This is a genomic window from Desulfotomaculum copahuensis (genome assembly GCF_001655685.1).
Lineage (GTDB): Bacteria > Bacillota > Desulfotomaculia > Desulfotomaculales > Desulfovirgulaceae > Desulfotomaculum_G > Desulfotomaculum_G copahuensis.
The window spans coordinates 1-18361 of record NZ_LYVF01000199.1; the positions used below are offsets into that span (position 1 = coordinate 1).

Consider the following 18361-nt stretch of genomic DNA (forward strand, 5'->3'; position numbering starts at 1 on the left):
CCTGATCGTCAAATAACTGCCCGGACAAGCCGATCGCCCCTTTCTGCTAATTAAATGTTTCCCGGGCTGCACTTTCCATGTCTTGTTCGAGCAGGGGCAATTTGTCCCGCCCGCGGAAAATGGCCGCCGGGTGAAAGGTGGGCAGTATTTTTATGCCGTCCTGTTCGAACCACCGCCCCCGCACCCGGCTTATTTTGACCTCCGGACCAAGGAAGTGGCGGGCGGCCAGCAGGCCCAGACAGACAACCACCCGCGGCCCGATCTCGCGTAGTTGTTCGGCCAGGTAGGGCGAGCAGGCGGTAATTTCCGCCCGGTGGGGCATGCGGTTTTTGGGCGGCCGGCACTTGACCACCGAGGTAATATAAATATCCTGGCGCTTGATTCCGGCGCCGGTCAGCACTTCATCCAGCAATTTTCCCGCCAGTCGTGGTATGGGGATATTTCTTTCCCTCCTCGTGGAGCCTTTTGAGGCTACTACTTCGGAAAGCCTGTTACCCTTGGCCCGCCGTTTTTTCCTAACCGCTGGTTGTACCCCCGGCTTTATGGTGATGGTTTTTTTTTGCAGCTACCCATTCATGCATCCACCTGGCCGGGTGAGCACTTATTACGAGGCTGCGTAAGGCGGTTCCCCAAGGGAGCCCATGTCCTGTACCCCGCTTGATTTTCTTAAAACGGGAGGTGATCTCTTGAGTAAACTCTTTGTCGGTATTGACGTGGACTTACGTAAAAACACTGTTCACTGCATGGCCGCCGACGGTAATACCTTGCAAAAGTTCAAAGTGCCCAATACTTTTGATGGTTCGCTGGCCCTGGTGGATAATATTGTGGAGCTCTCCGCCCGCCACTCCCTGCAGGAGGTTATCCTGGGCATAAAAGCTACTTCTAATTACGGCTATTACCGGCCACGCTTTTTAAGGATTCAGAAAAGTTGGCTCCGTTTTCAACCAAAATTCACATTCTGAACGCCAAGACTGTGCATAATTTCAAGAAGTCATACAACGATTTGCCGAAAAATGATGATGTGGACGCCTGGGTAATTGCGGACAAGTTGCGCTTTGGTCGCCTCCTGCAGGAGGTTTTTATGGATGAGCTTTTTCTTGCGTTGCAAAGGCTAACCCGAACCAGGTTTCACCTGGTGAATACTATCAAGCGGGAGAAAACCTATTTTTTAAACAATCTGTTTCTAAAGTTCAGTTCTTTGCGTCAGGAAAAAATTTTTCCAATAATTTCGGGGCCACAGCCATGGCGGTTGTAGAGGAATTTCTATCTCCTGATGAAATTGCCGCTCAATCCTTGGAAGATCTAGTTTCTTTCCTGGAGCAAAAGAGCAAAAACCGTCTGGTGGACGCTGAGGGTATGGCCAAAGCCCTGCAAAGGGCTGCCCGCTCTTCCTACCGCTTGAGCAAGTCGCTTGCTGACCCGGTAAATGCCTGCCTGGTTTCCAGCATCAGCGTAATTAGAGCCCTTCAGTCCGAAGTGAAAAAGCTGGACAAACTCATTGAACAACACATGAAGGCGATTCCCCAAACCTTAACTTCAGTCAAGGGGATTGGCCCGGTCTATTCCGCCGGCATTCTAGCGGAAGTCGGCGATGTCAAGCGGTTTAAGAACCACAAGTCCCTGGCTAAATTTGCCGGTCTGGTGTGGAATGAACATTAATCAGGCGACTGGAAAGCCAAGGACATTAAGCGCGTCCGCTCCGGCAACAGGTACTTGCGGTATTATCTGGTGGAAGCAGCTAACCTGATTAAGGTGCATGATCGGGAATATGCTGAGTTCTACCGTGCCAAGTACGATGAAGCCCGTACTCATAAACATAAGAGAGCCCTCGTTTTAACCGCCAGAAAACTGGTCCGGCTGGTTTATGCTTTGCTGCGCACGAACCAGCTATATACTCCTAGAAAGAGGGGTGATTGATCGCCTCCTTTGAGTGACCATCTTTTTGTTACCCAGTTATTGCCAGCATAAATATCTGGGTTAGTATTGTTTTTTTTAACTTCTGGGGTTAAATATTTTTCCAGTTTCCTCAAAATAGGGTCTTGACATTTTACCGCTGGGCTTTCCGGAGCGAAGTGCTTTATCGCCATCGGTGAATGGGCGTCCAGTCTGAACCAGGAAATGCTCAAGCGCCTGGGATGCCGATACAACGAGAGACTGGAAAAATTCGTCCCGCCCAGCGAAAAGATACTGCGCCTGAGCCGCCGCCACAGTGACCGCATTAATCCACCCAAGCCGGCGGATGGTGTCAAGATAGGTATAGTAATCATAGAAAAAAAGAGGAAAGTTATCCCCTAGTCCCAAGGAAGAAACCCAGGATGTCGGAAACCAGCAGTGTATCTCTTGCAGGCAGGTACACGGTCAGATCACAGGATGACTGTTGCCAGGTCCCGGTATAAAATGTGGGGCGCTATTATGTCACAGGCATAGGACGCATTGCGAACTCTGTTAATTTAGGCGATTAATCAACAACACTAATCTTGCTATAATCTTTCAACAACCAATGCAATGCTCGGACCGCCACCGACACAGAGTGAGGCAACGCCATAGTACGCGTTACGTCTGACCATTTCATATAACAGAGTAACTATTATTCGCACACCGGTACATCCAATGGGATGACCAAGGGCAATACCTGAACCGTTGGCGTTCACATTTTCCATATCTATCTTCAATTCTCTGTTCACAGCAAGAAATTGAGCGGCAAAAGCTTCATTTATTTCAAAATAATCAATATCTTCCAGGGTTAAGCCGGTAAATTTTAATGCCTTTGGAATGGAATAAGCCGGTCCGATACCCATTATTTCCGGAGGTACGCCTGCAGAGGCGGACGAAACTACTCGGGCTATGGGTTTTATGCCCAGTTCCGCAGCCTTTTCCCGGGCCATCAGGACCAATGCGGCAGCTCCGTCATTAATGCCGGAAGCATTGGCAGCTGTGACTGTTCCGTCTGATCTAAAAATTGGCTTCAGTTCAGCCATCTTTTCAACTGAAATGTCAAAGCGCGGGTGTTCATCAATCCCTAAAATCTTTTCGCCCTTTTTGTCCTTATAAATTACTGGTACAATTTCATCTTTAAATTTTCCGCTTTTTATAGCTTCCACGGCCCGTTTATGGCTTAAATAGGCCAACTCATCCTGCTCCTGGCGAGATATGTTATACTTAGAAGCTAGATTTTCTGCCGTAACGCCCATATGGTAATTTAAAAAAGGATCAATCAACGCATCGCATAACATCGAATCTTGAATAGTGCCATCACCCATACGATAACCTTGCCTGGCCCTAGATATAATATAAGGCGCCTGAGTCATGTTTTCCATACCCACAGCCAAACAGGTATCTGCATGCCCTAAAGCTATTTGTTCGTAAACAATTTCGGTTGCACGCATACCCGAACCACAAAGTTGATTAACAGTGGCGGCAGGAGAGGTAAAAGGTATACCCGCTTTTAACTGTACCTGCCTGGCGGGATTACCCCTTGTCCCAGAAACACAAACCATTCCGGCAACAACTTCATCAATTGATTCAGCAGAAATCCCCGCCCTTTTAATAGCCTCTTTGGCGGCAATAACTCCCAGATCTACGGCGGTAATATCCTTAAACATGCCCATAAAATCACCCACAGGAGTCCTTGCGGCACCAACAATCACTACTTCTCTGTCCACAAAACCATCATCCTTCCCTTAGATTTAATAATTTTTTTATTACTATTATTGAAAGGTCTTTTTCAGGATAAGAAATAAGATCAACAGTTAAACCGGAAACTTGTATAGTTTTTACCGGCCAATCAGGCCTTGTGGCACAATCTGATTCGCACCCGCTTATGATCAATAGTGCTGACACCTCTTTATTGGGCGTGATAAATTTATATTCTGGAAGTGACTGCGCAATTTCTTCAAGTAGTTTTTTACCGTCTATGACAGGATTGCAGTTACCACAAAACTTTACTCCAACATAAAAAATGCCACCATTGTTTCCAATTTCCCCCAGCGATAGAAGGGTGGCGGAATTTTTTATATAGGACACTTGGGCACCTCCCGCAAAATATCTAGAAAGTGTTTTTTAATCTTATCCATTTTAAAAGCTATGACTAATTCAACCAGACACTCTAGTTTCGATAGATCAATATTTAAAATTTTTTCAGTCTTTTTTAACCGATAGCGCAAGGTATTTGGATGAATAAACATTTTTTCTGCAGTTAACAAATAATTACAGCTATTCTCTAGAAAATAAATTAGTGTATTATATAAATCTGTTTTAAACGCGCGATCATGGCTAATTAAAATACCTAACTTATTCAGAAAATAATTTTCCAGTGTATGAATCATATTGGATTCCTGGTACATGCTATATATAAGAGTATGCAAACCTAGATTATCAAATTCAACAAAAACATTTTTATTTGCATTTAACCCGATATTTATAGCATACTTTGCTTCCATATAACCTTTGCTTAAATTATAATCACTACGCAATACAGATTGACAGGCGATAATTAGCTTACCTTCTTCTTTAATGCTTATAAATATATTCTTACCAATAGCCTTCATCGCATTTAATGTAGCTTTATAGTCACTATCTATCATGCCAACCAAAATAATGTGTTGTCCACCATAGATAAAGTAGAGATAATTATTGCTCAGATATTGTTCCAGATTGCTTTTCAAAATATCAGGTAGGACTTTTATCCTTTCGGGCTTAGTAGAGGCTAGGAAAACAAGGTGCGGCTGAGATAAATTTCGATTCCAGATACGCGATACTAGTTGTACATTCTCTTCCGTCTGCTCTGGGTTTAAAAGGAGATTGATTATATACTCTATTTTATATTTTTGTTCAACGGAAAAAATTAGGTTTTCCCGCTCCAGCTTAACGGCAAGTACCCGGGCAACAGCCTGTAACAAATCAAACAGCTGAAACCCATAATATTTTAGATTTAAAACCAGTAACAAGTAGGCAGCATTGCCTTTATTTCGAAATATTGGTGTTGCCACACAATCATAACATATATCGTCAATCCGAACCCGGGCCTTTACAGGTCGCCTTTCCATTTCTGAAGTATTATACATTTCCCGTCCGTTTGTAGAAACAGGAAAAATAACCCTTGGAGAATGTTTGTACCCCGCAAAACAAATCACCTGGCCGGAAGGTAAAATCAAAAGAACAGGTTGATCAAATTGTTTATGCAACATTTCTATAATCTGCCGGACACCTTTATCCGCCAATAAATTTTCAACTAATTGCCGGTAAATATTGCCTTGGTAGGGGTTATCAGGTAAAACTGGATGGTTGATTATGTTACTTCTCTTTACCAACTCCGGCGGGGTCTTCTGATACAGCAACATACCACATTCCTCCTGCATATTTTTTTGACGACCACGAGGAGCCATGTAAAAGGCAAAATCGAAAAAACGTCCTCCGGTGTTAATCGCACCGCCGGAGAATGGACAAAGTCATCAAGCGATGATAAACTAATAAGAGAGGCTTAAAATTTTTTAAATTGTCTCAATCTTATTGCTGTTTAAGTAAGCAACAATCATGCCAATAAAACTACGTTTATAAATTTCAAGGAGTTCCGAATCGGCCCTTTTTTAAATATCATGATTTTGTGCAACTCCGCACTCCTTGATGTGCAGATCGACACAACAGCGAGGAGGTATTCATATGCCTTCACCAGCTCATAATTTCCCCACCCTCAAAAAATACCTTCATCCCCTGACGGGACCGTCACGGGTAACAGGAGGGTATGATGTTGTATTTATACCTTCTGTTTTTTCCGCTAAAACTACTAATAGCGACAAATATAACAGTGGTAAACCCTTTCCAAAACATAACGGGCAAAAAACATTTACCGTCGATAAAGAGGAAGATACTTATGGCCTATGGATAACCAACGGAAAGGGTATTAATATTGGAGCCAGCAAAACATATGAACTATTAAGCGGCTTACGGGCAGATGAGTTCATCGGCCTGCATATGAGTGAAATGGTAAGACAAAAGGTGCTCGACAATTCCGTAACATTAAGAGTTCTTGCTGAAAATAGGCCGGCCACCATAACCCAAACTATTTTAACCAATCAGAGAAAATTGTTCGCAACTGGCATTCCCGTTTACGATCAAGACGGGAATATAATCCTGGTGGTAACCACAGTCAAAGCCGGTGTGGAATTAAAAGAAAAAACTATTAATGTCAACTCAGGAAAATACGTTCCCGGCATCGAAAAAGTTGTGACGACAAGCGCAGCCATGAAAAAAGTAATGACAAAAGCAGCCCGGGCAGCCTGTTTTGATTCCACGGTAATTATTACCGGAGAATCAGGCGTGGGAAAGGAAGTTATAGCAAAACTGATCCACCATATGAGCCGGCGCAATATCGGTCCTTTTATCAACGTTAACGTCGGGGCCATCCCGGGAGAGCTATTTGAATCAGAACTATTTGGTTATCGATCCGGCGCATTTACCGGGGCAGCGCATAGTGGGAAAAAGGGACTTGTTAAAGCCGCTACGGGCGGTACACTTTTCCTGGATGAAATTAGTGAACTTCCACTTTTCATGCAGGTTAAGCTTTTACATTTGTTACAAGAGAGAGAATATTTACCGGTGGGGGCGGTACATCCGGAAAAGGCGGATGTAAGGTTTATTGCTGCAACAAACCGTAATCTCCGCCAACTGGTCGAAGAGGGCAAATTCCGGGAGGACTTGTTTTACCGGTTAAATGTTATTCCCATAGAGATACCCCCATTGCGTGATAGGATGGAAGATATTTATGCATTAAGTAATCACTTTTTACAGAGAATGAAAAATGATTACCAGGTGAAAAAATTTTTCACTGCTGACGCTTTATCCAAATTGATTTCTTACAAATGGCCCGGTAATGTACGAGAACTGGAAAACTTAATTGAGCGTTTTATTGTCCTCTACCCCGACATAAAAATCACCAGTAATATTGTAGAGGAAGAGTTAGGTCTTTTTAATTCAACTCCAGATTTAAACATTAATGATTTAGAATTCCCCAATCTGCAAAAATCCGTGGCAGAATTTGAGAAAAGAATTATTCTAAAAACCATTGATAAAACGAACTCGCTGGAAGAAGCAGCAAATTCACTGGGTATTCACCGCACTACTCTGATACGCAAAATACAAAAATATAAACTTAACACACAGATAACTTAGCTTTTGTCAATTATTTCCAATCTAAATTAATCCCGATCACTAACCCCTAAATTACAAATAATGAACGGAGACAGTTACCGTCCAAAGCACCGGGGAACATAATACTTTGCGGTTAGCCCGAAGTAACCAGGTGGGCGCGTGTTACCGTTCTGGGCGGTATTCCAGTCTCCCTACGGGATCCCTCCATAACCGCCCAGAACGGATATTGTTTGTTAACAGGCAAAAATCGTTCAAATTTATTGGCCATTTTTATCCATAATCATTGATCATTAACAAATTACCTAGTCGACCTTGCAATTGGTGCAACACGCGGAAACAACGCTCGTTAACTCCTTGACCCAAGGTCACGTCAAAGTTCCCTTTCAATGCCATATGTAGTAGTCGTGAAGCGATAGACACCCTATATATGGTGGACTGAGAGCGACTTTGACGTTACCGTGCTCCTTGACCTTAAACCGTTTAGTACTTATTTTTTAAGGATAAGATTAACTCATAAATCTACCGCCATTAACATCAATGATAGCGCCGGTAATATAACTGGCATCGTCGGAAGCCAGGAAGATGACGACGGTGGCCTGCTCCCTGGCCGTGGAAAGCCTACCCAGCGGGATAGAACTGAGTATAGCCTTTTTTTGTTCCTCGTTCAGTTCATTCCATAAATTGATCATGCGCTGACCGCTTAGTACCGTGCCCGGGGCAATGGCATTCACATTAATCCCGTAAGGTCCAAACTCAAGGGCCATTCTCCTTGTCAAGGAAATAATGCCTCCCTTTGCGCTAGCATAAGGCACACCTGTAACAATGCTGGCGGTTCTGCCGCCGATGGAAGCCACGTTGATGATCTTACCGCTTTTTTGCTTAATCATGTATTGAACCACTGCCTGGGAGCAAAGAAAGGTTCCCTTTAAATTGACATCCAACACCTTATACCAGTGTTCTTCTGTAATTTCCTCGGTTATTTTGGGAGTATACAGGCTTCCTCCGGCGTTGTTGACCAAAATGTCGATGTGGCCGAAGGTGTTATATATGTCTACCATGGTTTCTGTGACCGAGGCCTTGTTTGAAACATCCATTTTGTAAGTTTTACACTCTCTGCCCAGCTTTTTTACTCCCGGCACCACATCATCCAATAGGTCTATATCCAAATCCGTCGCGGCGATGTGTGCACCTTCACCGGCCAGGGTAAAGGCGAATTCCCGTCCCAACCCTCCGCCGGCACCAGTAATAACGGCAACTTTATCTTTTAGTCTCATAACGATCCTCCAATCTACTGTAAATTGCCGTCATGTTCGCCATGACTAACAGATATAACCTGTTGCTTTATAATATCCATCACTCGGTGAGTATCCGATCCGGGACCGAATACTTCTAAGACACCCATATCCTTTAGCACAGGAACATTATCGTCAGGAATAATACCACCAACTATCACTGGAACTTGCATCATCTGGTTATCTTTAAGCAATTCAAGAACCCGTCTACATAAACCAATATGTGCTCCCGATAAAACGCTTAAGCCAATTACGTCCACATCTTCTTGCACGGCTGTCGACACGATTTGCTCGGGGGTATTTCGTAAGCCGGTATAAACCACTTCAAAACCGGCATCCTGCAATGCCCTGGCAATAACCTTGGCTCCACGATCATGTCCATCAAGACCGGGCTTGGCCAGAAGTATTCGTATTGTCTTGCTTTTCATCAAACGCTTTCCTCCTTGATGATAATCCCAGCGACCTGCTAACTTGCAAGCCACAAGACGATCTTTTCCTAATTCTGTTATCTAATTCAGTTCTTTAAGATAGTAACCGCGCTGTTAGGACCGGCCCCCATGGCGTGGGCAAGGGCAACTTTGGCTCCTTTAACCTGCCTTGGACCCGCGTCCCCCCTGAGATGCAAAACCAGTTCATAGATCTGCCCTCCTGCGGAAGCCCCCAGGGGATGTCCCCTGGCGATAAGGCCACCGTCTGTGTTCACTGGCAATTTTCCGTTCAGATCAAACACCCCTGCTTTCAAAAGTCGAGGGGCTTCACCCTCCCCGCATAATCCTAACTCTTCAAGATCCCAGAGTTCCCCCGGCGCCACGGCATCGTAAACCTGAGCTACATCGATATCCTCCGGGCCCAATCCTGCCGCCTCATAAGCTTGTTTTGCGGAAAGCTGGGTTAAATTCATGATCGGAGGGTACTTGAGGCTGCCCACGATATCGCCGGGGGGATATTCCTCACCGTACACCCCAGTGATAAGCACCGAAGCTGCTACGGTAACCACTTTATGCTTTGCCTTAAACTTATCTCTGCTGCAAAGGATAAAAGCCACCGCCCCGTCAGCCAGGGGACAGCAGTGCAGTAGTCGCAGTGGGGCAGAAATCATGCGGGACGCTAGAACTTCTTCCACGGTAACCGGCTTCTGAAACCGGGCGTTTGGATTTAAAGCGCCGTTCCTGCGGTTTTTTACCGTTACCAGGGAAACATCCTCGATGGTAGCACCGGTTTTTTCCAGGTATTTTTGGGTGAGCAAAGCGTAATTGGCCGGCTGCATGTTAAACCCCAACTTTAATTTCCACTCACGAAAGGCATTGCTGGGGATGGGACCCCGCGGCATTTTTTCCATGCCGAGCACCATGACCATATCGTATATTTCAGCGGCCACCGATTGGTAAGCCAGCCTGAAAGCCGATGCCGCGCTGGAGCAGGCGTTTTCCACGTTAACAATGGGGATGCCGGTTAAACCCACATCTTTAATAGCCTGGTGGCCAGACCCCGTACCCTGGTAAACGCTGCCGCAAAAGGCAGCCTGGATATCTTGCCACTCCATATCCGCGTCCCTTAAAGATGCCAGAATGGCTTTACTCCCTAGGTCATAACACCGGGCGTCTTCGTAGTAACCCCACTGCGTAATACCGATGCCGCCCACAACCACTTCCCGCATTTCCCGCAAGGACTTCACTGCTTCACCCCCTGCCGTTCACCGGCTTAAACATGTATGTCACGACCTGACTGCCCATGTCATCTTCGTAAAGCGTTTCCATAACAAGTTTCGCTTCTCGGCCTATTTGGAGTTCTGCGAAGTCACCGGCAAACTGCGTCTGCACCCTGACCCCTTCCTGCAAATCCACAAAGCCGTAGGCGTAAGGGACCGGCCCCCGGTAAAAACCCCCCGCCGGTGGCTGAAAAACCACCGTGAAGCTGGAAATGATGCCTTTCCGGCTCAGTTTTACCGCTTCCAGGGCATCCTTTTGACAGTGTATACAGAACCTTTTTCCTCTTTTGGGAAAATAAATCTCCCCGCAAAACCGGCACTTACTGCCAATTAAAGACGGTTTTTCGTCCGAGGAAGAAGGGATGGCATAGAGGTCTTCCGTTAAAGGAATGATTTTCTTTTCTCCGCCCAGAAAGCATACCCCCTGAAATCACCCGTTTCTTGAAATACAGGCAGAGTTCTTAGAACAATGCCAGGTCACGGTATTCCCCGTAAATCTTCCTCAAAACCCCGCATATCTCGCCTACTGTGGCGTAGGTTTTTATGGCGGTGATGGTTTCCGGGATGATATTGCGATTTTCCCTGGCCGCCCGTTCCAAGGCCAGCAACGCCGACCGTACGGCTTCTCCATCCCGGCTATTTTTCAATGCTTGCAGACGGGCTACCTGCCGCTGTTCAATGCTTTCATCCACCCGGAAAACAGGAATTTTAGCCTGTTCTCCCGACACATAGCGGTTTACCCCCACCACAACTCTTTCCCGGGACTCAACCTGTTTCTGGTACTCGTAAGCCGACTTGCTCAATTCCTTCTGAAAGATCCCCTCTTCAATGCAGGAAACTGTACCTCCCGCCGAGTCAATCCGCTGCAATTCGGCCATGACCCATTCTTCAATGGCATCGGTAAGGGCTTCCACAGCATAAGAGCCCCCCAGGGGATCTACCGTTCCGGTAACCCCGCTTTCACTGGCAATGATCTGCTGCGTACGCAAGGCTATGGTCACGGCCTCTTCCGTTGGCAGGCCTAGGGCCTCATCATAAGAGGATGTGGCCAGGGTCTGCACCCCTCCCAGCACCGCTGCCAGCGCTTCAATTGTCACTCTCACCACATTGTTCAAGGGCTGCTGGGCGGTAAGGGAACCGCCCAGGGTGTAGGCGAAAATATTTAGCCGCATGGACTCAGGGTTCTTCGCGCAGAACCGCTCTTTCATCAGGCGCGCCCATAGACGTCGCAAAGCCCTGAATTTGGCCACCTCCTCCAGAAGGTCAATGTCGGAGGCCAGAAAAACATACAGTTTGGGGACGAATTCATCCACCGTCAAGCCCCGGCTGATGACTTCCCGGACGTATTCGATGGCGTTAGCCAAGGTATAGGCCAGTTCCTGTACTGCCGTGCTTCCACTGTCCCGGATATGGTAGCCGCAAACGGACATGGGTGTCCAGTTGGGCAGGTTTTTGGCGCAGTATTCCACTACATCCGCCGCCAGTTTCACCGACGGCCGCGGTGGGAAAATATAGGTCCCCCGGCCAATGTATTCTTTCAATATGTCATTTTGAATTAGGATTTTGATGGAATTGGGTTCAATCCCGTTTTTTTCGGCAAATGCAATAAACATGGCCGCAGCTATGGGTGCAATGGCATTGGCGGTGGTCCTGAGCTGCCTTACCTTGTGAAAAGGGATCCCCTGAAAAAGGGTTTCTACATCCTGCAAAGAGTCCAGGGCCACACCCACCCGGCCCACTTCGCCGCGGGCGAGGGGATGGTCGGAGTTCAACCCAATCTGTGTGGGCAAATCCAAGGCAATGGAAAAACCTGTTTGGCCCTGCTCTATCAGGTAACGAAAACGCTGGTTGGCTTCCTCCGCCGAACCATACCCGGAATACTGGCCCATAACCCAGGTCTGGCTTCGGTACATCGTAGGCGTTACTCCACGGGTAAAGGGAAACTGGCCCGGGAAGTTCAGTTTTTCCAGATAGTCACCTTCCGTCCCTTCCGGCGCGTAAACCCTTTCCAGGGGTAGGCCGGACTTGGTGGTAAACGTTTCCTTGGTTTCGGGATGATCCCTTAACCATTTAGCCAGGACTTCTCTTTCCCATTCATCCCTTGCGCGCTTTATTTCATTAGCGATGAAAAACATCCCCCTTATTTTAATTAACCGTGCGGTCGTAGCCTTCCCAGTACTTTTTTCTTTAGTTCCCGCTTAAGAATCTTTCCGTTGGCGCTTTTGGGAAGCTCTTTGACAAATTCAATCGATTTCGGCTTTTTATAGCTGGCCAGGTTCGCCTGACAAAACGCGATCAACTCATCCTCTGATACCTTTGTTTCCGGCCGGCAAACCACCACGGCTTTCACCGACTCACCCCATAGCTCATCGGGAACACCTATCACGGCCGCTTCTACCACGGCGAGGTGACGATGCAAAACTTCCTCCACCTCCCGCGGGTAAATATTAAAACCGCCGCTGATGATCATATCTTTACGCCGATCCACAATATAGACGTAGCCGTCCTCGTCCACCGTGGCCATGTCACCGGTGTAGAGCCAGCCCTCCCGGATATTCTCCGCAGTGGCCTCGAGCATCTTCCAGTAACCGGTCATGATGTTGTCCCCGGTAATAATAATTTCTCCGATGTCTCCTGGAGGAACATCTTTTCCAGCAGCATCCACCACCCGTACCCTGACGCCGAAAACTTCCCTGCCTGCCGACTGTAAGCGGCGCAACTGCTGTTCCGTACCGTCAAGAATGTGGTCCTCCTTCGGCAGGAGCAAATCGGGGTTGGGCGCTTCACTGAGGCCGTAGACCTGCACAAAAATGTTGCCGAAGGTCTCCAGCGCCCGGCGCAGGGTAGCCACCGGCATCGGGGACGCGGCGTAGACAACGGTTTTCAGGCTGCTCAAATCAAACTTTTTCAAGTCGGGATACTCTAGTAGCATGATGATCATGGTGGGCACCAGCCACGTGGTGGTTACCCTTTCCTTCTCCACCGTCCGGCAGAAGCTCTCGGGGGAGTACTTGGGCAGCAGGACATTAACGGCCCCTCGAACAAAATGAGGTAGAATTTTGGTACCCCCACCGTGGGCCAGAGGAGCCACCGACAACATCACATCATTGCGCGTAACCCTCATCTCTTCAATCAGGACCGTAGCCAGGGTGGAAAGCCTGGAACGGAAAGTCGTGACCGCACCCTTGGGCCAGCCGGTAGTCCCGGAAGTATACAGTACTTGGTAAGGATCATCGTCACATACGTCAACGCAGACGCTGCTGGCACTTTGAGCGCTCAAAAGGCCGTCATAGGGGTGGGCAAAACAGGCATCCCCTTCACCCACTAAGACAAAATGTTTTACTGTCTCCAATTCCCCCTTGATTTGCTCAATTATGCCGGTGAACTCGCGGCCAAATACCAGGGTGCTTGCTTCAGCGTTATTGATCATATAGCTATATTCCCCCGGTGACAGCCGCGGGCTCAGGGGCAGGCGCACAAACCCGGCTTTTATCAAAGCAAAATCTGTTTCTATGTACTCGAGGCAGTTATAAAGCAAAATCGCAACCCGTTCCCCTTTGGCGACTCCCAACTGGATCAGTGCCCTGGCGAGTTGGTTGGAGCGGCCGTCTACCTCGGCAAAGGTAAGGCGACGATCGCCTAAAACAACCGCCGTTTGTTTAGCGTAATAACGACCGGCGCGGTTTATCATGTAGGCAAGTTTATTCATTTTAACGACCTCCTCTTTTTCTTCCACAATAACAAAAGCCCAGCAAAAGGAACCAAACAATTTGTTCAGCCACCTCATGCTGGGCTTTATCTACTACACAGGCAGGCCCTCGGCAGGTCTACCCCGTAGATAACCAGCTCTTTTCATTTATTCGTATAAACAGAGGTCAGTTCCCAAAAGATTCAACGTAGCGGTCGTAACAAGAACGGATGGCCTGAATAACTGCTCCCAAGGAAGGCAACTGACAACGTTTGCGGACCTCTGCCAGCAAAGGATCGATTCCCTGGTTTAGATAATATCCCTTTACCAGCGATACTAGGAATTTATTTGTGAGATCGGCAACGAAGGTAAAGGTGGCGTCTACAATTTGCGACGTATTCAGATCAACGACAAATACGACGCCAACCACTTTATACTTTTCATAAAGGGTAGTTCCCTTGGGAAGTTGAGCGAAACCGGAAACCATTACTGAGTTGGAGGGGAAATCAATCTGCATCTGTCTTAGCTCCAGATTTTTTACTATTTAAATTTTATAACTGTTTGAATTATATGTCAACGTGGTCTAATGTTTCAATCATTTCCAGCATCCTGACCAATTGCCTGTTCTTTTTGGATACAATATCCTCATCCCGGTAATTACTCCAGTCATAAATTCCATGACCAGTCTTTAATCCTAGCTTACCTTCCGCTACTTTCTCTTTAAGTAAGGTCAACGGCTCCTTGCTGTCTTCCAGCGTAGGGTAAAGATACTCCGCAATAGACAGGTGCACATCCAGCCCATTTAAATCCCTCTGTTCCAAAGGGCCGGTGTGGGCAAAGCGTAGCCCAAGAGTATAACGTACAACGTCATCGATATCCCTCGCACTAGCCACCCCGTTCTGTAATAAAGATAGGGCCTCCCTGGTAATGGCATGCTGCAACCGGTTACCTATAAAACCGGGGATATCCTTGTTCACAAGTATAGGTTTTTTCCCCAGGGAACGCAAAAAAGACATTACCTCCTCCACCACTTTTTTCTCGGTATAATCACTCCTGACCACCTCCACTAACGGAATCAGGTGGGCGGGATTATAAAAATGTGTGCCGACAACCCGCTCCCGATAGTTAGTGATCCTGGCGATAGAAGTAATGGGTATACCGGAAGTGTTAGTAGCCAAGATAGTAGAGGGTGGACAAATTCCATCCAGCTTTTTAAACATTTCCTTCTTAAGCGGCAAATTTTCAGACACCGCCTCTATCACCAAGTCTGCATCGAAAACCCCTTCTTCCAGATTCAAAAAGACTCCGAGGCAATCAAAGGCATTATCGACCTTCGACATGCTCATTTTACCGCTCTCAACCCGCTTGAACAAGCCATCCCTAATCATTTGACAGGCACTGTCCAGAACTTTTTCCGAGATGTCAATCAGATTGACCCGTAAAAAATACTCCAGAACGGCCTGAGCAATGTAACGCCCCATGGTACCCGCGCCCACTACAGCCACAGTTTTTATTTTAGACATCAATTTCCACCTCGCCCTACCCCATTAACCCAGTTCTACTAAGATACAAATGGCCGCTTTCCAATATAGGCATTGCTCTTGAGACAAGTTTTTCATCATTCCCGGTACAGCTTACGACATGGAAAACTAATCATCCAGGTTAAGAACGGGTTTAAGCGCCTTCTTGGCTAGAGCATCAGCAAAAGCCTGCATGCCGTCCCGGAAAGGGTATTCATTGATAATTGGTTTGACTTGCACTAGGCCGCTGGCAATTAACTGCATTGACTGCTCGTAGTTTTTCCATGTGGCCGTATAACTGGTCCTGACGTAGATCTCACTGCGCACCAGGGAGGAGAAAAAAACATTGGCTGGGCTCCCATAAATGCCTACTAGTGTAATGCTTCCTCCTTTTCTGACCAACTTCACGGCGTCTCGGATCGCTTCCGCCGCCCCAGAGCACTCAAGCACAACGTCCGCCCGGGTCCTGCCTGTATGTCCGGCAAAAGCCTCCAGGAGATCCTGTTCTTCCGAAATTATAGTTTTAAGCCCCAGGCTGCGTGCCACTGGCAAACGACTCCGGGCATCGGCAGCGGTACCGATTAAAACTACTTCCGCCGCCCCTAACACCTGAGCACCTTGTGCTGCCATCAATCCTACAACACCCGGTCCGAATACAGCTACGGCATCCCCTGGCCGAATGGAACTGTTATCAAAGACCGCGTGAAGACTAACTGAACAGGGTTGGGCTACGGCGGCCTCGCTGTAGGATAGGCTGATGGGTAGGTGATGCACCAGATTTTGCGGCACTGAAATATATTCTGCCATGCCGCCATCAATGTGTAGTCCGGTCATAAGGTTACGGTCGCAAATATTAGTCCGTCCGCTGCGACAGTTTGGGCAAATTCCGCAATAACGGTTGGATTCCCCCATTACGCGGTCCCCGGGTTTAAACAAAGTCACCCCGTAGCCTAAATCCTCGACCACCCCGCTGTATTCATGCCCTAAAATAACCGGTATTTTCATAAACTCATAACCATTCGGATACTCATACGCGTGCAGATCACTGCCACAAATAGCCGTACTCTTCACCCGAATGAGCACTTCACCGTTGCCAGGCTCAGGCGTATGAACATCCCTTATCTTTACCGCACCTTTCTTGCGCTCTTCTTTAACAATTGCCAACACAATACCACCCCCAAAATAATTCACAGGCGTAATGCTTTACAACACCAATGGCTGAGGAGAAATCTCAAGCCCCAACATTTCCCTGGCCTCGTCCGGCGTAGCGATTTCACGCCCTAACATTCTGGCGATGCACACGATCCTTTCCACCTGTTGCGGATTGGACCCGAGTACGCCGCGGCTGAGATAAATGTTATCCTCAATGCCAACCCTGACATTGCCTCCCAGAAGAATAGCCATGGAAGAAAGCCTGACATGGGGCTCACCGATTACTGAAACATTCCAAACCGCTCCGACAGGCAGACCCTCCATCAAAAAGAAAAGGTTTTTAGGCGTTCCCGGCAGTGCCCCCTTGATATTCAGAACAAAGTTAAAGTACAAGGGTTCCCTTAGCAATCCCTTTTGGGCCAACAAAACGCCGTTATTGATCATGGCAGCATCGAACACTTCCAACTCGGGTTTAATGTGGAGTTTCAGCATTTTATGGGCCAACGCCTCGACTAAGCCCGGCGCGTTTTCATAAACCCGGTCGGGAAAGTTTGTTGAGCCGGTAGTTAAGCTAGCCATTTCAGGACATAGATCCAATGCCTCGCTGCGCTGTTCAACGGTAGATGAGGCTCTGCCGCCAGTGGAAATCTGGGTAATTACGGGGCAGTTCCTGGCCTTAACTGCAGCCAGTATAGCCGCGAATACTTCTTTCTGGTAAGCAGGTCCGCCCTCTTGATCCCGGGCGTGAAAATGTACGATGGACGCACCGGCATTCCAGCAGTCATAAACATCCTGAGCAATTTCCTTAGGGGTAATTGGCACATAAGGGGTTCGCTCTCTGGTTGGTAGGCTCCCGGTTGGGGCCACCGTAATGATTAACTTTTTCATTTTAAAACCACCTCGTTTTATACTCTCAAATACATTATGTCAATTTGTTTCAGTATAATAGATGTACTGTATGCTCACCGTCATCGCTTTTGATTTCTCCGCTACAGCATCTGACAGCATCGGTATTTTTTACCAGTTTAAACATGGCTATTAACCAAATTCTAGAATTCCATAATACCCACGGCACGAATCGGTGATCCGGACGCCCCTTTGATCTTAAGCGGTAGGCCAATGAAAAAGAAACGCTTCTTATCTATTTTTTCCAAGTTGACAAGGTTCTCAATAATTGGAATGCCTTTACCAAGCACATACAAATGGACGGGCCGACCCATATCGTAATTGTCCTTTTCCAAGATAGAAATGTCGGTACCCAGCGCCTTGATGCCTTTATCAAGCAGCCATTGGGCTCCGGATAAGGCCAACCCATTGGCCTCATGAAAGCCATCACCGCCCCATGGACCCTTCCAGGTACGGATAAGGACGATGTCATTATCCTTGATTTCAATACCCTGTTCGAATGTAATTTTTTTAAGGAGTTTATCTGTAACCCCGTCATCACCTACCCAGTCGGCAGCATCAATAACCACTGCATCACCGATCAACTGCTCAGTGGGGGTGGCCTCTATGGTTGCCATATTTGCAAAAAAATGAAATGGAGCGTCAACGTGGGTACCTCCGTGATCCGACATAATCAGTAACTTAGAAGCAAAGCCTTTACATGGTAAATTATACCTGGGAGCCGAAAACGCATGAGTTACATAATCCATTACTACTGTACGGGGGTGTGCCGGGTGAGATTGCAAACCATCATAAATTTCAACCGTTAAATCTACAATCCTCATCCTAAACTCATCCTTTCAAAAAGAAAATACAGGTAAAAATAATCGTTCTAAATCTATTAGGAATGACCGTTTATATAAGCAAAGTGGAGACCCTTGACATAGAGAGGGCAAGGTATCGTCAAAGT

The 18361-nt window shown here is 47.1% G+C and carries 19 protein-coding genes; 4 read left to right on the forward strand and 15 right to left on the reverse strand.

The window, feature by feature from the left end; genetic code table 11:
* Positions 1-46: 46 nt before the first annotated feature.
* Positions 47-412, reverse strand: a complete 366-nt coding sequence (locus A6M21_RS17300) for a uracil-DNA glycosylase (RefSeq protein ID WP_066671829.1) — start codon at positions 410-412, stop codon at positions 47-49.
* A 274-nt stretch (positions 413-686) separates the two neighbouring features.
* Between A6M21_RS17300 and A6M21_RS19340 the strand changes: the two genes are divergently transcribed.
* Genes A6M21_RS19340 through A6M21_RS19205 form a run of 3 tightly spaced genes read left to right on the forward strand, consistent with a single transcriptional unit; the run spans position 687 to position 1659 of the window.
* A complete protein-coding gene (locus A6M21_RS19340; protein WP_282434552.1) occupies positions 687-962 on the forward strand; it encodes an IS110 family transposase in 276 nt (91 codons plus the stop codon).
* A gap of 11 nt (positions 963-973) precedes the next feature.
* Positions 974-1255 (forward strand): IS110 family transposase, encoded by a 282-nt coding sequence (locus tag A6M21_RS19345; RefSeq protein ID WP_282434553.1) that lies wholly within the window; start codon positions 974-976, stop codon positions 1253-1255.
* The gene (locus tag A6M21_RS19205; protein WP_242868907.1) at positions 1243-1659 is read left to right on the forward strand and encodes a transposase; all 417 of its coding nucleotides are present in this window, start codon (positions 1243-1245) and stop codon (positions 1657-1659) included. The genes A6M21_RS19345 and A6M21_RS19205 overlap by 13 nt, the downstream gene beginning before the upstream one ends.
* 821 nt (positions 1660-2480) lie before the next feature.
* On the opposite strand, the gene A6M21_RS17310 is transcribed toward A6M21_RS19205, so the two are convergent.
* From A6M21_RS17310 to A6M21_RS17315, 3 genes are read right to left on the reverse strand one after another with little or no spacing between them, the layout of a single operon-like run.
* Positions 2481-3662, reverse strand: a complete 1182-nt coding sequence (locus A6M21_RS17310) for an acetyl-CoA C-acetyltransferase (RefSeq protein WP_078060860.1) — start codon at positions 3660-3662, stop codon at positions 2481-2483.
* A gap of 7 nt (positions 3663-3669) precedes the next feature.
* On the reverse strand, positions 3670-4023 hold the full coding sequence (locus A6M21_RS18555; protein ID WP_151192003.1) for a hypothetical protein: 354 nt from the start codon (positions 4021-4023) through the stop codon (positions 3670-3672).
* Positions 4011-5339 carry a PucR family transcriptional regulator gene (locus A6M21_RS17315; RefSeq protein ID WP_066671831.1) on the reverse strand — a complete coding sequence of 443 codons (1329 nt, stop codon included), beginning with the start codon at positions 5337-5339 and terminating at the stop codon, positions 4011-4013. Before A6M21_RS17315 ends, A6M21_RS18555 begins: the two co-directional genes overlap by 13 nt.
* Before the next feature lie 319 nt (positions 5340-5658).
* Between A6M21_RS17315 and A6M21_RS17320 the strand changes: the two genes are divergently transcribed.
* Positions 5659-7167, forward strand: coding sequence for a sigma-54 interaction domain-containing protein (locus A6M21_RS17320; RefSeq protein ID WP_161486110.1), 1509 nt, complete (start codon positions 5659-5661; stop codon positions 7165-7167).
* 485 nt (positions 7168-7652) lie between these two features.
* Here the strand turns inward: A6M21_RS17320 and A6M21_RS17325 are convergent, their stop codons facing one another.
* The 11 genes from A6M21_RS17325 to A6M21_RS17375 all read right to left on the reverse strand — a co-directional run bounded on the left by A6M21_RS17325 (position 7653) and on the right by A6M21_RS17375 (position 18236).
* Positions 7653-8420: an SDR family NAD(P)-dependent oxidoreductase gene (locus tag A6M21_RS17325; protein ID WP_066671833.1), complete on the reverse strand. Its 768-nt coding sequence runs from the start codon at positions 8418-8420 to the stop codon at positions 7653-7655.
* Positions 8421-8434: 14 nt separating this feature from the next.
* Positions 8435-8866, reverse strand: coding sequence for a cobalamin B12-binding domain-containing protein (locus A6M21_RS17330; RefSeq protein WP_066671835.1), 432 nt, complete (start codon positions 8864-8866; stop codon positions 8435-8437).
* Positions 8867-8952: 86 nt separating this feature from the next.
* A complete protein-coding gene (locus A6M21_RS17335) occupies positions 8953-10080 on the reverse strand; it encodes a thiolase family protein (RefSeq protein WP_161486111.1) in 1128 nt (375 codons plus the stop codon).
* A gap of 37 nt (positions 10081-10117) precedes the next feature.
* Positions 10118-10558, reverse strand: coding sequence for a Zn-ribbon domain-containing OB-fold protein (locus A6M21_RS19530; RefSeq protein ID WP_427854647.1), 441 nt, complete (start codon positions 10556-10558; stop codon positions 10118-10120).
* 49 nt (positions 10559-10607) lie between these two features.
* Positions 10608-12281, reverse strand: coding sequence for an acyl-CoA mutase large subunit family protein (locus tag A6M21_RS17345; RefSeq protein WP_066671840.1), 1674 nt, complete (start codon positions 12279-12281; stop codon positions 10608-10610).
* Positions 12282-12295: 14 nt separating this feature from the next.
* Positions 12296-13855, reverse strand: coding sequence for a long-chain-fatty-acid--CoA ligase (locus tag A6M21_RS17350; protein ID WP_161486112.1), 1560 nt, complete (start codon positions 13853-13855; stop codon positions 12296-12298).
* A gap of 166 nt (positions 13856-14021) precedes the next feature.
* The gene (locus tag A6M21_RS17355; RefSeq protein WP_066671844.1) at positions 14022-14351 is read right to left on the reverse strand and encodes a DUF3870 domain-containing protein; all 330 of its coding nucleotides are present in this window, start codon (positions 14349-14351) and stop codon (positions 14022-14024) included.
* A gap of 49 nt (positions 14352-14400) precedes the next feature.
* A complete protein-coding gene (locus A6M21_RS17360) occupies positions 14401-15357 on the reverse strand; it encodes a 3-hydroxyacyl-CoA dehydrogenase NAD-binding domain-containing protein (protein WP_066671846.1) in 957 nt (318 codons plus the stop codon).
* A gap of 126 nt (positions 15358-15483) precedes the next feature.
* Positions 15484-16518, reverse strand: a complete 1035-nt coding sequence (locus A6M21_RS17365; RefSeq protein ID WP_066671848.1) for a zinc-binding dehydrogenase — start codon at positions 16516-16518, stop codon at positions 15484-15486.
* Positions 16519-16557: 39 nt separating this feature from the next.
* Positions 16558-17394, reverse strand: coding sequence for a beta-keto acid cleavage family enzyme (locus A6M21_RS17370; RefSeq protein WP_066671850.1), 837 nt, complete (start codon positions 17392-17394; stop codon positions 16558-16560).
* A 161-nt stretch (positions 17395-17555) separates the two neighbouring features.
* On the reverse strand, positions 17556-18236 hold the full coding sequence (locus A6M21_RS17375; RefSeq protein ID WP_066671852.1) for a cyclase family protein: 681 nt from the start codon (positions 18234-18236) through the stop codon (positions 17556-17558).
* Positions 18237-18361: the final 125 nt, after the last annotated feature.